The organism is Streptomyces albidicamelliae (assembly GCF_025642175.1).
Taxonomy (GTDB): Bacteria; Actinomycetota; Actinomycetes; order Streptomycetales; family Streptomycetaceae; genus Streptomyces; species Streptomyces albidocamelliae.
This window is the reverse complement of sequence record NZ_CP106795.1, coordinates 7,385,461-7,400,810: the sequence shown is the minus strand read 5'-3', so window position 1 is coordinate 7,400,810 and position 15,350 is coordinate 7,385,461. Positions and strand designations below refer to the sequence as shown.

Genomic DNA, 15,350 nt, shown 5'->3' with positions numbered 1-15,350 from the left:
GCGGTGTGCCGCCGACCTTCGACGCCCTCCTCGCCCGCGCCCGCGGCCTCACCGCGGACGGCCGCCGTGCGGTCCTCGGCATCGCGGGCGGCCCGGGATCGGGCAAGACCACGCTCGCCGAGCACCTGGTGCGCGCCCTCAACGCCCAGGACCCGGCCCGCGCGGCGCACGTCCCGATGGACGGCTTCCATCTGGCCGACGCCGAGCTGGACCGGCTGGGGCGCAGGGACCGCAAGGGCGCGCCGGACACCTTCGACGCGGCCGGGTACGCGGCCTTGCTGCGCCGGCTGCGGGAGGACACCGACGAGGTGGTGTACGCGCCCGGCTTCGAGCGGGTGCTGGAGCAGCCGATCGCCGGCGCGGTCCCGGTGCCGCCGGCCGCCCGGCTCGTGGTCACGGAGGGCAACTACCTTCTGCTGCAGGAGGGTTCGTGGGCGCGGGTGCGGCCGTGCCTGGACGAGGTGTGGTACTGCGAGATCGCCGAGGACGAGCGGATCCGCCGGCTGGTCGCCCGCCACGAGGAGTTCGGCAAGGACCCGGAGGCCGCGCTGGCCTGGGTGCTGGGGACCGACCAGCGCAACGCGGATCTGACGGCGACCACCCGGGACCGTGCGGACCTGCTGGTGACGGCCGACGCGCTGCCGGCGCCGCGCGCCGTGCGGGACCTGGGGGCGGCGGGTCACGAGCGGGCGTGAACGGCCCTCCCGTGGGCGGCCGGCACGCGACGGGGCCCCGGGGGCGCGGGTCGGTGCCCCCGCGTCCGGTGCCGACGGCGGACCGGTGGCGCCCGTCCGCCGCGGTGTCTTCGCCGGGAGGTGAACCGCGACCGGCCGCGGGCCGTATCCGTGGGCACGGCAGAGGGTCTGCCGGGTACGACGCGTGCGGCGGAGACGGCCGCGACGCCGGAAGCGACGCGACAGGTGGGGCCCTGAACCGACCGTCGAGCGCTCCCGCCGGCGCACGGCCGGTGCCGTCGCGGGGCGGATGATGGCACACGAAGAGCAGGCGGTCCTCCCCCGTGGGACCGCCGTGGCGGGGCCCGCACGGCCGGCACCGGCGGACCCGTGCACCCGGCCGCGCCGCCACCGGCGCTGGCTGCCGCCGCTGCTGGTGGCCCTGCTGCTGGCCCAGATGGCCGCCGCGATGGTGACCACCGCCGTGCGGCAGACGCCCACGATCGACGAACCGGTGTACGTGGCGACGGCCACCGACTATCTGCGTGAGCACCGCCTGCGCTACAACCCCGAGCACCCGCCGCTCGGCAAGCTGCTGATCGCGGCCGGCGTGGCGGTGGCCGACCCGGTCTACGACCCGTCGTACACCGGCACCCAGGGCGACGTAGGACGGCACCTGCTGTACGAGTCGGGCAACGATCCCTGGCGGCTGATGCTCTGGGCGCGGCTGCCGGTGATCGCGCTGACCCTGCTGTTCGGGCTGGTGGTCCTCGCGTTCGCACGTGAGCTGACGGGGACGGCGGGCGGGCTGGTGGCGCTCGCCCTGTACGCCTTCTCCCCCGACGTGATCGCGCACGGCTCACTGGCCACGCTGGACGTGCCGGCGGCGGGGTTCGTGCTGACGTCGGCCTGGCTGACGTGGCGGGCCCGGCGGCGGCCGCAGGTGTACCTGCCGCTCGCGGGGGCGGCGCTGGGGGCGGCCGTGGCGACCAGGATGAGTGCGCTGCCGGCGGTACCGGTGCTGATGGCGCTCGCCGCGGTGTCGGTCCTGGCCCGGACGCGGCGGGAGGAACCGCTGCCGGAGTCCGGGAAGGAGGGCGCGGGCCGGTGGCGGCCGGCGGTGTCCCCGGCCGGGGCCGGTGGCGGGCACTCCTGCCGGGGCCGGGACACCCCGGCGGGCGATGGTGCGGGCGCTCGTCGGCGCGGCCGTGGTCGGGCTGGCCGCGCTCGCCGTCGTCTGGGTCTCCTACCTGGCCGTGGACCCGCGCCTGCGGTTCGCGCCCGCCGAGGCGGTACCGGCGCTGCACGGGCTGCGCGGGCGGGTGGTGGACCTGCTGCCCGTGCCCCCCGCGTACCGGGCCGGCATGCGGGTGCAGTTCGGCCTGGAGAAGTACCCGTGGCAGGGCTATCTGTTCGGGCGTCTGTACACCGGCTCGCTCTGGTACTACCTGCCGGCCGCCCTGCTGGTGAAGACGCCGCTGGGGCTCCAGGCGCTGGGCGCGGCCGGCGCGGTCACGGCCGTGGCGCTGCGGCGGCTGCGGCCCGCGGCGCCGTACCTGCTGCTGCCCCCACTGGTGCTGCTGGCGGTGGCGATGACGGGTGCGCGGGACTTCGGCACCCGCTACGCGCTGTTCGTGCCCGTGTTCCTCGCGGTGGCCGCGGCCTGTGTGCTCCGTTCGCGGCGGCGGTGGGCCGGGCTCGCGGCCGGCGCGCTGGTGCTGTTCGCGGCGGTGAGTTCGCTGCGGACGTTCCCGTACTACCTGCCGTACGCCAACGAGGCGTTCGGCGGACCCGCGCGCACCCACGTGCTGCTGCACGACGCCAACGTGGACTGGGGGCAGGATCTGGGCAGGCTGGCGGACCGACTGCGGCAGCGATACCCGGGCGAGCGGGTCTGGCTGGTGTACAAGGGCAGCGGTGTGCCCTCGTACTACGGCATCCACGCCGACGATCCGCGCAAGGTGCCCACGGAGCGGGTGCACGGGCTGCTGGTGGTGTCGGACTCGGCGGCGGCCAAGGCACGCGGCCGGCTCGCCGAACTGATCGACAGCAGTCGGCAGGTCGACGAGGTGGGCCATTCGATCACCCTGTTCCGGCGGTGAGCCCGGCACCTTCAACCCCTGGTCACGACGGTCGGTGAGCTATGTTGAGTGCTCGTGGCAGACAAAGGAGACCGACCGGTGCCCTCGCCGCAGCAGGCACGCGCACAGGCGTCAGCGATCACGTCGGGCAGGACCGTCCCGGAGGCGGAGTCCGCCGCCCCGACGTCCCGGCTCAGGGAGCTGTTCGACGGCCCGCGTCTGTCGCCGGGGCAGCGGCGCATCGCCCAGTACCTGATCGAGCACATCACCGAGGCCGCCTTCCTGTCGATCACCGAGCTCGCGGACCGGGTCGGGGTGAGCCAGCCGTCCGTCACCCGCTTCGCCGCCGCCGTCGGCTTCAGCGGCTACCCGGCCCTTCGGGAGACGCTCCAGTCGATCGCGCTGCGCACGCTGGCCGGCGGTCCGGACGACGAGGACCGGGCCAACGAGCTGCAGGCGGCGGTCGACGCCGAGATCGCGAACCTGGAGAACCTGCGGCGCGACTTCGCCGACCCCGACCGGGTCATCCACGTCGGCCGTGAACTGTCCCGGTCCACCCCGCTGACCGTGCTGGGCCTGCGCATCTCGGAGTCGCTCGCCGAGTACTTCGGCTACGCGGCCCGTCGTATCCACCCCGACGTGCGGGTGGTGACCCGGGGCGGCAGCGTGGCCTACGACGCGCTGCTCCAGGCCCGTGAGGCCGGCGGCACCTGGGTGCTGGCGTTCGCCATGCCGCGGCACTCCCAGGAGACGCTGCACGCGGTCCGGGTAGCACGCGGTGCCGGTCTGAAGGTCGCCCTGGTGACCGACCTGGCGCTCGGGCCGCTGGCGGACGAGGCCGACATCGCGTTCGCCACGGGCACCGGTTCGCGGCTCGTCTTCGACTCCTACGCCGCGCCGGGCGTACTGGCCGCTGCGCTGCTCCAGGCCATGACCGACGCCGATCCGGAGCGCACCCAGGGCCGTCTGGAGAAGTACGAGCAGCTCTCCGACCAGCACCAGTTCTTCCTGAAGGACTGATTCCGGACAGATCCGGCGCGGCGCGGGCCGGCGTCCGGCCGGGTTCCGGCCTTCCTCCAGGTCTGGACCTGCCCGGCCGATCCTTTCGTACGCACCGGTAACTCGTGAAGATCTTGCGGCTTCATGGTCGAAGACGGGGATCATTCACCTCATATCGCGCATGAATGTTTTCATACGTCTTGCAAAGCGCTCGGCATATATAAATACTGCTCACGGATCGCGCCCGGCCCACTCCTGGCACGATCCCACCTGCGGACCCACCGCTCGCACAACGCCCCGAGAAAGCCGACGGACCGCCCATGCGCCTGCAGCCCCGCACGCCGCACCGGCTCCCGACGCCCGGGGCACTCATACGGACACTCCCAGCCGCCGTTCCCTACCCACGTCGGCGCGAGGGGTGTACCGGGGCGCATCGTCTGCGCGATGCGCCCGTGGCGGCCCCGGCCATCCCCTAGGCCGGGGCCGCCCCGAACCCGTCGGACACCCTCACGACGCCGCACACCGGAAGCGAAGACCATGCCCCTGACCAGCACGCGCATCAGCCCCGACTGGCCCTGCCAGGTCAAGACGCCGGGCAGCTACGACTGGGAGCGCTCGGCCGCCAAGTGGCTGCGCGAGCTGATCCCCGCGCGCTACGCGAGCTATCCGGCGCTCATCCGGCACCCCGTGCTGCTCGCCCGGCACGCGCAAATCCAGGTCCAGCAGGAGATCCGGGTGGCCAGGACCGCACTGCAGACCGCCCGTGCCGAACTGCCGGTGCTCGGGCTGCCGGAGTCGGTCATCGAGCACACGATCAAGATGTACGCGGCCGAGGTCATGCAGCTCCAGCACATCGCCCGCAGCGTCCGCGCGGTGGCCGACGCCCTGGGTGCCCGCGGCCTGACCCGCTGACCTTCCCGGCCGACTGCCGCGACCGCCCGAGCCGCCCGGCACCGACCCAGCCCCTGTCGGCGAACGGCTCCCGCCTCCGCCACCGGCCCGGACAGGCCGGACCCGCTCCCCCGACGCGCCGAACCTCCCCGTCCGTACGGCGCCCACGGGCGTCGCACCCGAGCCGGCCGCCCCGCACGGGACGCCCGCCGGGGCTTGCAGGCCAACTCGGGGTGCCCGCCGCCCCGCCGTACGCCGTACGCCATTCACCGACGTCGGAACCCGAGCCGGCTCCTTACCGAACGCCCGCCTCCTCGTACGCCGTTTCGGAGTGCCCCCCGTCCCGCTGAATCGCAGACGGCCGGACGGCAGCCCCGCACACGCGGTCCAGGCCCGGCCGAAGCGCGCCGGGCGTCCGCGAGGCTTCGGTCCGCCGGATGCCGTCCCCTCGGTGCCGGGCCCGGATGCGGCCCGCCCCACCGTTTCCCTTTGATCCGCTTCGTGCCGACGCGGACCACTCGCACCTGCCCCCACCTGCTCCGTCCGGTGCCGTGGCTCCCTCCGTACGGCCCGGTCCGGGTACGGGGAAAGTTCACGCGAGGACGAGTCGGCAGACGAGTGATCCAGCGCGTCCGGATGTGCGATGCTCGTCGCGTGACGAGCGAGCCCGTGCCTCCGGTGGACCCCAGTACCGGCGCCGATCTGGCGGCGCTGGCCAAGGTCGTGGCCCGGCAGCGCGCCGAGATGGACCGGCTCCGCGACCTCGCCGCGACCGCGGCGGTCCTGGAGCGCGCCAAGGGTGTCCTGATGGCCGTCATCGGGTGCGGTCCGAGCGCCGCCCACGAGGAACTCCTGCAACGGGCCAAGGACGGCAACCGCACCCTCCTCGAACAGTGCTGGCTCACCCTGGGCGAGCTGCAGCCTGCCGAGGAGCGGGACTCCGGCCCGGCACCGGCCTCCCCCACGGGACGGCCCGGCCCCGCCGGCACCTGGGAAATGGCGCCCGCGGGCACCGCGGACATGGCCGACCTCCTGGGCCACATCGGCCGGTCGCTGATCCGCGTGGGCTCGCCGCGCGAGCTGGCCGAGTGCCTGCTGGACCGGCTGGCGTCCGAGGTGCGCGCCGACGCCGTCATGCTCTACGCGCGGCTGCCCGAGGGCGGACTCGAACTGATCGGGCACGCGGGCATCGACGGCACCCTCGCCGCCCAGTGGCGGCAGGTGCCCCCGCTGACCGGGATCACCGCGTTCGAAGCCCTGCAGTCGGGCGAGCCGCGCTGGCTGGAGGACTTCTCCACGGACCGCACCCGCCATCTGCTGATCGGGGACCCCCCGGAGCGGTGGCGTACCAGGGCCTGGCTGCCGGTACCGGCCGGGGACACCGCGAGCGTCGCGCTGGGCGTGCTGCGCCGGTGCCCCGGGCCGTTCGAGCCCCGCGAGCGTGAGCTGCTGCGGGCCGCAGCCCGGCTGTGCGCGGGCCGGCTGCGGGCCTTCGACGCCTCGCGGGAACGCCCCGAGGAGAACGGCCTCGCCCGCACCGTCCAGGAGGTCTTCGACGCGCTTCCGGGCGCCGCCATCCTGCTCGCTCCACTGCGCGCCCCCTCCGGCAAGGTCGAGGACTACCGCATCGAAGCGGCTACGGCGGAGGCCGTCGACGTGTTCGGCCGCACGGGCCGCGACATGGTCGGCGCGCGCATCCTGGAGAGCTACCCCTCCGTCGCGGGCGAGCCCCTGTGGCACGGCTACCTCCAGGCCCTCGAGACCGGGGTGCCCTTCGAGGGCGAACCCTTCGCCTACCAGGACGAGTCCGACGGGGTGCCCGTCACCGCCACCTACTCGGTGCGCGCGGGCCGGCTGGGCGACGGGCTGCTGGTGACCTGGCTGCGGCACGACCCCGGGGACCGGCAGGAACAGCGTCTCCTCGACGTGCAGCGGCTCGGCAATCTCGGCTGGGCGAACTGGAACCTGGTCACCGAGGAGATCACCTGGTCGGCACAGGCGTACGCGGTGCTCGGCCTGGTGCCCGCGCGGGGGCCGCTGCGCCTCGAGCGGCTGCCGGACCTGGCGCTGCCGGAGGACGCCGGGCTGCTGACCCACGCCGTCGACCGGCTCGTCCGCCACGCCAAGCAGTTCGACGTGCCGTTCCGCATGGAGACACCCGAGGGCGTACGGCACCTGCGGATGGTCGCGGAGGCCGTCACGGAGCCGGACGGCACCCCGGTCGAGGTGCACGGCTTCGTCCAGGACCTCACCGCGCAGCGCAGCGCGGAACTCGCGCTGGTGGAGAGCGAGCGCGCGATGCTGCTGCAACGCGGCGTCCTGCAGGCCGAGCGGGCCCTGGCCGCGAAGATGCAGCACGCCCTGCTGCCGCTGCCCAGCAAACCGGTGCGGCTGGCGGGCCTGCGCGTGGAGGTCGCGTACGTACCCGCGCAGGCGGGGATCCATGTCGGCGGCGACTGGTTCAGCGCCATCGAACTGCCCGACTGCGACGCGCTGTTCGTCGTCGGTGACGTGGCCGGTCACGGCATCGACGCCGTCGCCACCATGGCCCAGCTGCGGTTCACCGCGAAGGGCATGGTCAGCACCGGTTCCTCGCTCACGCAGGCGCTGACGCGGCTCAACCAGTTGCTGCTGCACTCCCGGGACAGCCGGACCACGGCCACCATGGTCCTCGCCCGCTACCACCGCGAGGAGCAGGTGCTGGCCTGGGCGCAGGCCGGGCACCCGCCGCCGCTGCTGGTGCGCCGCGGCGAGGTGCGCTACCTCCCCCGTCCCGGCGGGATGCTGCTCGGTGCGAGCGGAAGCCCGCTCTACGAATCGGCGGAACTCCGCCTGGAACCCGGCGACCGGCTGCTGCTGTACACCGACGGTCTGGTCGAGCGGACCGGTGAGGGTCTGGACGCGGGCTTCGAGCGGCTGGCCGAGGCGGTACGGGCCCACGGGCGCGGCGAGTCGGGTTCGCTGGACGCGCTGCTCGCCACGATGCTCGCCGAGGGACGGCGGGACGACGTGTGCGTGGTGGACATCCGGATGCCGCAGGAGGACGACGTCCCGGACGCCCAGGACTGACGGGCAGGACGGACGCGCGGGACCGGCGCGCCGGGAACGCGGGCGCCTGGTCGGTCCCGGGGACCTGGTCGGCCGCGCGACCTGGTCAGTCGTCGTCACGGTGCCGCCAGTACCAGCAGACGCCGGCGACCAGGGCCAGCAGGAACACGGCGGGCACGAAGAGACCCGGGATGCGGGAGCCGGTCATCGGCGACGCCTTCGGTTCATGGTGCGGCTGAGCACGCGACCGGTGGCCGCGGGCTGCCCATTGTGCGGGGCCGCCACCGGGCCGTCCAGGCGATCTCCCGGACCACTCCCCGGTGTTCGAAGCCTTTTCAGTCCACCGGGTGACCGGCGTCGATGCCGGAGACGTGGGAGAGCTTCAGGAGCGGGCCGTCCCGGTCCCCGCCCCAGCGCACCGGGTCCAGGACGAAACCGACGTGGTCGCCGCCGTCCGTGCGGTGCAGGATGGTGCCGACGAACCAGGCCGCCGCGTCCGCGAGGACGGGGGCGCCGCCGGGCCCCTCCCACCAGTCCAGGCGCGCGAACTTGTCGATCTCGTCGCCGGTCTGCCCGCCGAGGAGTTCGGCGAGGTCGCGCTGGTCACGCGTGAGCAGATGGACGGCGAGGTGATGGGCGGCCCGGGCCACGTGATAGGTGTGGTTGACCTTGGAGAGCCATACGGCGAACCGCGGCGGGTCGATGGAGCACTGCGAGGCGAAGCCGACGAGACATCCGGCCCGCTCACCGTCGGCGGCGGCCGTGACCACGCACATGTCGGGGTTCAGCCGCCCGAGGAATCCGTCGAGCGCGGACCCGCCGGGTTCCGCGCCGCCGTGCCTGTCCGTCATGCCGCTCCGCTCCCGTCCGTCGCGCGGTGGCCGCCCGGGTGCCGCCCGCCCCCGTCACCCGGCTCCCGGCACGCCCTTTCATCCATCGTCGCCGGGGTCGGTGCGCGACTCCAGTGCGCGGCGCGTGTCGTCGCCGTAGACACCGGTCTCGTCGCCGCTGATGCCGTACCAGAGCTGGAAGCGGGCCACGGCCTCGGTGAGGGTGGTGTCGTAGACGCCGCTGGTGGAGCCGCCCCGGTAGACGTCCGGGACGCGCAGAAGGCGTTCTTGCAGATCGGTGACCTCGGGTCCGGTGTCGCCGCCGCGGAGGGTACCGGGGCCGTCGGGGTCGGCGCCGGCGGCGGTGGGGGCGGCCTGGCCGGTGGGAGCGGATGCGGTGGGGGCCGGTGCGGTGGCGGACGGCGCGGTGGGGGCCGGTGCGGTCGGCCGGTGCGGGGAGGGCCGTGCGGTCGCGGCGGCCTCCTGGCGTCCGGTCAGCAGGAGAGCGGAGCCGAACCCGGCGAGTGCGGCTGCCGCCACGGCGAGGGCCACGGCGGTCCGGCGGATGCCGCGGCCGGTGCGGCGCGGCGCGGAGGCCGCCGGGAGGCGCGTACCCGGTAAGGGCGGCAGTTCCCGGGTCTCCTCCTCGGCGGTCTCCGGCGTGCGGAAGGAAGCGGAGGATCGACCCGGGGGCGCGGGGCCCGGCTCGTCGGCGGCCGGGTCCGGATACATCTCGCGCATCAGCTCGGCGAGGGCGTCGAAGCGGCGGGGCCGCAGGACCCGGATGGGTTCCAGTACCGGTCCTGGGCGCGGCGGTTCGGGGTCGGGCGGTGTCGGCACCTGGCTCTCCTTCCGTCCCGTCCGTACGGGAGTCCGGGGTCCCCGTGCTGAGATACGGCCGGCGCCGCGGCCCCGTTCAGGCTCACCCCGCAGCCGCCCCCGCAACCCCGCGGTGCCGATCCGGTGGGCGCGGCGTGCGCCTGCCGTCAGGCCGGGCTGAGCGCTCCCTGCACGAACCGGCTCAGGGACGCGGTGAACGCCGTGACGAAGGCTTCCGCGGCCTCCTCCGGCAGCGCCTCCAGGGAGAGGTAGGGGTTCAGGTCCTCCAGCTCGACCAGGAGCAGTCCCCCGTCGGGCGCCCGGCAGGCGTCGACCCGCTGGATGCCGGAGCCGAGGTCGTTCCAGTCGACGAAACGCCGGGCGAACTCCAGGTCGGCGGCGGTCGCGGCGTACGGCTCCAGCTCCCAGCGGCGCTCCGGGTCGGGGGCGTACAGGGCGTACTGGAAGTCGTCGTCGACGAAGTAGAAGGAGACCTCGTAGGCGAAGTCGACGCAGGGCTGGATCAGGACGTCGCCGGTCGCGAGGGGGGCGACCTGCCCGGCGGGGACGATCCGCATGCCGAGGGAGTCCGCGCCGAGGCGGGGCTTCACCACGTAGGCGTCGGCGGCGGGCAGCAGGTGCAGGTCCTCGGCGCGGCCGACGGTCGGGATGACGGGGAACCCGGCGGCGCTCAGATCCAGCAGGTACTGCTTGCCGGCCATGTCCGCCTTGCCGGTGAGCGGGTTGTACACGAGGGCGCCGGTGGCGAGCGCACGCGCGCGGAAGGCCTCGTACTCGCTCCGGTAACCGAGCACCGGCCCGCTGTTGCGGACCACCACGGCGTCGAAGCCGTCCATCAGGGCGACGGCGTCCCGGGGATGGCACAGGGCGAGGTCGAAGCGCTCACGCAGCCGGGCGGCGAGGTGGATGTCCTCGTCGCAGTAGCGGCGCCCGCGGGCCTGGTACGCCAGGTCCGTGACGTAGAGCAGGCGGGGGCGGGCGGCGGACATGCGGATCTCCTCCGGCGAGCGCGGGCGGCGTGGGTGGAGAAAGGTTACGTCGCAGGGTGCGGACTGCCTCTACCGCCCCCGGGGGGAGGTCGGCACCCAGGACGCGGGCGCGGCCCGACAGGTGTGCCGGGACCTCCGGAAAGCACTCGGTTCCCCCTTACGGCCCGTTCCGCTGCACTGAGTGTCATGAATGCCGTGCGGGTGCTACGTTCCCGGTCATGAGCTCCAGCAGCGCGGCGCCGGCCGCGAAGCCGCCCATGCGGGACGCCCTGGTCGCGGCGGCCTTCCGGCTCTTCCTGGACCGCGGCTACGAGCAGACCACCGTGGACGACATCGTGGCCCTCGCCGGGGTCGGCAGGCGGTCGTTCTTCCGCTACTTCCCCTCGAAGGAGGACGTGGTCTTCCCCGACCACGAGCGCTGCCTGACGGACATGACCGCGTTCCTCGCGGGGGGCGAGGACGAGGAGCACGACCCGGTGGCGCGGGTGTGCGACGCGGCGCGGATGGTGCTGCGGATGTACGCGGAGAACCCGACCTTCTCCGTGCAGCGCTACCGTCTCACCAGGCGGGTCCCGGGACTGCGGGCCTACGAGCTGTCGGTGGTGTGGCGGTACGAGCGCGCGCTCGCCGAGTACCTGCGCGCACGGTTCGCCGGGCAGACCGACGGGACGCTGCGGGCCGACGTGATCGCGGCCGCGGTGGTCGCCGCGCACAACAACGCCCTGCGCTCCTGGCTCCGGTCGGACGGCGAGGGCGACGCGGGGACGCTGGTGGACCACGCACTCGGGCACGTGCAGCGGGCGTTCGGCCGCCCGGCGGACGCCCCCGTGCGCGCCGTGCCGGTCCGTGCCCTGCCGGACGAGGGGGACGAGCGGCCCGAGGACGTGGTCGTGCTCGTCTCCCGCCGGGACGCCCCGGTCTGGCGTGTGGTGCAGGAGTGGGAGGCGGCACTGGGCCGCGCCTGACGCGGGCCGCCGGCGAAATTCAGGGTACGCAGTGCCTTTACGAGTGACACTGAGTGCCATACTCTGTCGGCGTGCACGGTGGCACGGCTGCCGGGCACTCGCGTGCACGGCTCGCGCCGTGCGTACGGGATTCCGGCCGAGCGCAGGGAGTTGACCAGCGTGTACCACCACTCAGCAAGCGCCTCGCATCCGGCGGCCGGTTCCGCGGCGGGTCTTCTCGACCCCGTCTCCGCGGACTCCAGGGACGCCATCCACTTCCAGCGCTGCACCTGGTGCGGCACCGCGATGTACCACCGGCTGCTGTGTCCGGTGTGCCAGGGCAGTGAGCTGCGCACGGAGCGCAGCGAGGGGGTCGGCACGGTCCGCCACTCCACGGTGGTGCACCGCAACACCCCGGCGGCGCGCAATGTGTCGCTCATCGAGATGGCCGAGGGGTTCGTCGTCCGGGGCCGGGTCATGGGCCCGCCGGTCGGCATCCACAGCGGCGACCGGGTCCGCATGTCCACGGCGAAGGACCCGGTACGCGGGGAGCCGGTCTTCCAGTTGATGGACGAGCCGTACCGGGCGTGGACCTGACGGCCCCACGGGACCGCGGCGGACGCCGGACCGCCGCCCCCACCGTGGCCGAACTACGCGGTCACGGGGCGTTGTTGCGCATGATGTGATCCATCACTTCTCCTCCACAGGCAACCCACTCACTCGCCGTTCCATCCTCCGGGGACGAGAGGGCTCCCGGAACCGACGGGACGCCCGGGTCCGGGGTTCGAGGAGGAACAGTGGTCCGTGCCCGGCACATAGGGGTGACCGCCGCCGCGCTGCTCGCGGTGGCGGGAGCCTCACCAGGGGTGGCAGCGGCGCAAGCCCGACCACCCGCGCAGGTGAGAACGTCGACGGCGGCGGACGACGGGCATCTGCCGCCCGGTTGGCGGATCTCCGACGGACGCTCGGCACCGCAGCTGGAGTGGCGCTCGGACCGGCCGGTGCCGATGGGCGACGCACGCGTCGAATTCCGTTCCGGGGGACAGCTGTTGGGAGTGCCGCGGCCGGGCCGGGACGGGCACACCTTCCGGCTGCCGCTCGACGGGCACCGGGCCGGGGAACTGACGGGTCTGCAGGTCTGGTCGGGAGGGCGCCGGCTGGATGCGCGGAGCACCGCCCCGACGGCCGACGCGGCCCGGCCGCCGGCCCCGCTGCCCGCGAACGCGGTGGACCCGGGCAAGCCCGGTTCGTACCGCACGAAGACGGGCGAGTACGGCCTCAAGTCGGTGCGGCTGCCCGGATTCCCGGCGCCGGTGGAGATGCGCGCGGTGGTCGTCGCGCCCGTCGGCGCGCCCGGCAAGCGGCCGCTGGCGCTGTTCCTGCACGGCCGGCACTACACGTGCTACAAGGGGCGTGACATCTCCGGGGAGTGGCCCTGCCCGGCCGGCACGAAACCGGTGCCGAGCCACCGCGGCTATCTGCGGGACCAGAAACTCCTGGCCTCCCAGGGCTACATGACCGTGTCGATCTCCGCCAACGGCATCAACGGCCAGGACCACCTGGCCGAGGACGGCGGCGCGCAGGCACGTTCCTCGCTGGTCCGGCAGCACCTGGCCCGCTGGGCCGACTGGGCCGAACACCCCGACACCGCGCCGGCGGTCGTCCGCGACGCGCCCCGCACCGACCTGTCGCGGGTGCTCCTCGTCGGGCATTCCCGCGGCGGCGAGGGGGTCAACCGGGCGGCGCTGGACAGCCTCTACGCACCGCCCGCCGACCAGGACGCCCAGCCCGGCCCGGCCCGCTGGAACATCCGCGGCACCGTCCTGATCGGCCCCACCGTCTTCGGGCAGAACCCGGTCCCCGACGTGCCGTCCCTGACGATCCTGCCGGGCTGCGACGGTGACGTCTCCGACCTCCAGGGCGAGGTCTACGTCGACGGCACCCGCGCGGTCAGCAGCGGTACCGCGCTGCACAGTGCCGTGTACGTGGTCGGCGCCAACCACAACTTCTTCAACTCCGAGTGGACGCCCGGCCAGTCCGCGGCGCCCGCCGAGGACGACTTCTCCGACGACCCGCAGCACCCCGACAAGGTGTGCGGCAAGCGTGCCGCGACCCGGCTGACCGCCGGACAGCAGCACAAGGCCGGGGCGACGTACATCGCGGCCGCCGCCCGGCTGTTCCTGGCCGGCGACGACAAGGTGCGGCCGCTGCTCGACGGTTCCGGCAAGCGGGCGCCGACGGCGGACCCGGCCCGGGTGCTCAGCCATGCCGTGGGCGCGCGCCGGGGTGCCGGATTCCTGCCGGACGGCGGGGTGTCGGTGACCGGCGGCAAGCTGTGCGACGCGGTGGACCCGAGCCCGTCGAAGACCTGCCTCGACCCGGGCGCCAAGGGTTCCTCCCCGCACTTCGCGCAGTGGGAGACCGACCGGGAGGCCGGCCGGCACGCGGTCGCGCTGCACTGGACGCACGCCGGTACCGCGACCCGGGTGAGCGCCGGGAAGCCCCTGTCGCTGTCCGGCTCCACGTCGCTGGCGCTGCGGCTGTTCGTGCCGCCGAACTCGCGGGGCACCCAGCTGGACGTGTCCGTCACCGACGCCACCGGGAAGAAGGCGACGCTCGGCCGCCTCCGGGCGGACGGTCTGCCCGGCAGTGAGCGCACCGCCTCCTACTGGGCGCGTGAGTACCGGGTGCCGCTGACGGCGGCCACCCGCGCGGGTCTCGACCTGAAGTCGGTCAAGTCGCTCACGCTGACGCCTCGTTCGGCGTCCGGGCGGGCCTGGCTGATGGACGCCTGGGGCTGGCGTGCGGGAACGCCCGCGGTGCGGGCCGCCGCGCTGCCCCGGGTGGACCTCGGCCGCACGACGGTCGACGAGGGCGACTCCGGCGTGCGCACCTACCACGTCCCGGTCCGGGTCACGGGCGAGGGCAGTGGTCAGGTCCGGGTGTACGTCGTCGACCCCGCGACCGGCCGGACGAAGAACCGTCTGGTCACCGTGCGGGCGGGCGGCGACGGCATCGACGTACCGGTCGAGGTGAAGGGCAACACGCGGTACGGCACCGACGTGTCGTACGACGTGCTGGTGAAGGCGGTCCGCGGGGCGGTCGTCGGCTCCTACCGGGGCGGGATCACCGTCCACGACGACGATCCGGCGCCCACCATGACCGTCACCCCCGTCGCGGACAAGGTGGCCGAGGGCAAGTCGCTGAAGTGGCGGGTGTCCCTCTCCCAGGCGGTCGACGTCGACATGACCACGATGTTCCAGGTCGCGCCGGTCACCGGTCCGGAGCTGTCCACCAAGGACGTCTCGGCACGCTGGCTGCGGGACACCGCCGGGGCGAAGCCGGACCCGGAGCGGCGGCTGTCGAAGGTGGACGGCCTCTATCTGTGGGTGGACATCCCGCCGGGGCGCACGAGCACCGACATCACCGTGCCCACGGTCGAGGACCGGGTGACGGAGCCGGTGGAGTCCGTGCGGTTCCGGCAGATCGACCCGGAGACCGGTAAGCCGCAGACGGGCGGACTCGTGCTCGACGGCTCGGTGCAGAACGCGTCGTAGCACGCGAGGGCGGTGAGGCGGCGCGGCACGCCCCCGCCCACCGGGTGGCCCTCAGTCCGTGAGGGCCACCCGGATGCCCACCGTGCCGTCGAGGCCGCGGCGCAGCCGGCTGCCCAGCAGCGTCAGCCGTCCGACGACGCCGTACTTGCGGGCGATGAGGCCCCGGTAGCGGGCGGTGGTGGCCGCGTCGGCGATCGCGGCGGTGGCCGGCACCTGCTCACCGGTGGGGTTGCCCCGCAGGTCACAGGGGCCGACGAGGACGTCGGCGCGGCGCCGGATCCGCTTGACCTTGTAGCTGTCGGCGGCCGTCCACACGCCGAGGCCGTCACCGTCCCGGACCACCCACACGGGAGTGGCGACGGGGGTGCCGTCCTTCCGGTAGCTGGTCACCAGCAGGTACTTGCCGGAGCCGAGCAGGTCAAGCCGTGTGTCGTCCATTCCCGCAGTGTAGGTCCGCACGGCCGTGAAGCCCCCGGTCGGTCGCCGGGGCCGGTCGC

11 protein-coding genes and 1 pseudogene are annotated in these 15,350 nt (G+C 74.2%); 8 read left to right on the top strand and 4 right to left on the bottom strand.

The window, feature by feature from the left end:
* Positions 1 to 5: 5 nt before the first annotated feature.
* The 5 genes and pseudogenes from N8I86_RS33550 (at position 6) to N8I86_RS33530 (ending at position 7,714) form a co-directional block, all read left to right on the top strand.
* On the top strand, positions 6 to 695 hold the full coding sequence (locus tag N8I86_RS33550) for a nucleoside/nucleotide kinase family protein (RefSeq protein WP_263279487.1): 690 nt from the start codon (positions 6 to 8) through the stop codon (positions 693 to 695).
* A gap of 289 nt (positions 696 to 984) precedes the next feature.
* Positions 985 to 2,776: pseudogene (locus N8I86_RS33545) on the top strand (phospholipid carrier-dependent glycosyltransferase).
* 78 nt (positions 2,777 to 2,854) lie between these two features.
* A complete protein-coding gene (locus N8I86_RS33540) occupies positions 2,855 to 3,775 on the top strand; it encodes a MurR/RpiR family transcriptional regulator (RefSeq protein ID WP_073890862.1) in 921 nt (306 codons plus the stop codon).
* Positions 3,776 to 4,291: 516 nt separating this feature from the next.
* On the top strand, positions 4,292 to 4,666 hold the full coding sequence (locus N8I86_RS33535; RefSeq protein ID WP_073890863.1) for a hypothetical protein: 375 nt from the start codon (positions 4,292 to 4,294) through the stop codon (positions 4,664 to 4,666).
* Between the two features lie 615 nt (positions 4,667 to 5,281).
* The gene (locus N8I86_RS33530) at positions 5,282 to 7,714 is read left to right on the top strand and encodes a SpoIIE family protein phosphatase (protein ID WP_404830851.1); all 2,433 of its coding nucleotides are present in this window, start codon (positions 5,282 to 5,284) and stop codon (positions 7,712 to 7,714) included.
* 314 nt (positions 7,715 to 8,028) lie between these two features.
* Here the strand turns inward: N8I86_RS33530 and N8I86_RS33525 are convergent, their stop codons facing one another.
* The 3 genes from N8I86_RS33525 to N8I86_RS33515 form a co-directional block, all read right to left on the bottom strand.
* A complete protein-coding gene (locus N8I86_RS33525) occupies positions 8,029 to 8,544 on the bottom strand; it encodes a flavin reductase family protein (RefSeq protein ID WP_263279486.1) in 516 nt (171 codons plus the stop codon).
* Positions 8,545 to 8,622: 78 nt separating this feature from the next.
* Positions 8,623 to 9,363, bottom strand: a complete 741-nt coding sequence (locus tag N8I86_RS33520) for a peptidoglycan-binding protein (protein ID WP_263279485.1) — start codon at positions 9,361 to 9,363, stop codon at positions 8,623 to 8,625.
* 146 nt (positions 9,364 to 9,509) lie between these two features.
* Positions 9,510 to 10,352 (bottom strand): ATP-grasp domain-containing protein, encoded by an 843-nt coding sequence (locus N8I86_RS33515; RefSeq protein WP_073890869.1) that lies wholly within the window; start codon positions 10,350 to 10,352, stop codon positions 9,510 to 9,512.
* 218 nt (positions 10,353 to 10,570) lie between these two features.
* Here N8I86_RS33515 and N8I86_RS33510 point away from each other — a divergent pair, with 218 nt between their 5' ends.
* The 3 genes from N8I86_RS33510 (at position 10,571) to N8I86_RS33500 (ending at position 14,853) form a co-directional block, all read left to right on the top strand.
* Positions 10,571 to 11,317 (top strand): TetR/AcrR family transcriptional regulator, encoded by a 747-nt coding sequence (locus N8I86_RS33510; RefSeq protein ID WP_263279484.1) that lies wholly within the window; start codon positions 10,571 to 10,573, stop codon positions 11,315 to 11,317.
* A 159-nt stretch (positions 11,318 to 11,476) separates the two neighbouring features.
* Positions 11,477 to 11,893, top strand: a complete 417-nt coding sequence (locus tag N8I86_RS33505) for a Zn-ribbon domain-containing OB-fold protein (protein ID WP_123440633.1) — start codon at positions 11,477 to 11,479, stop codon at positions 11,891 to 11,893.
* Between the two features lie 200 nt (positions 11,894 to 12,093).
* Positions 12,094 to 14,853 carry an alpha/beta hydrolase gene (locus N8I86_RS33500; protein WP_263279483.1) on the top strand — a complete coding sequence of 920 codons (2,760 nt, stop codon included), beginning with the start codon at positions 12,094 to 12,096 and terminating at the stop codon, positions 14,851 to 14,853.
* Positions 14,854 to 14,904: 51 nt separating this feature from the next.
* On the opposite strand, the gene N8I86_RS33495 is transcribed toward N8I86_RS33500, so the two are convergent.
* Positions 14,905 to 15,291: a PPOX class F420-dependent oxidoreductase gene (locus tag N8I86_RS33495; protein WP_073890875.1), complete on the bottom strand. Its 387-nt coding sequence runs from the start codon at positions 15,289 to 15,291 to the stop codon at positions 14,905 to 14,907.
* Positions 15,292 to 15,350 lie beyond the last annotated feature (59 nt).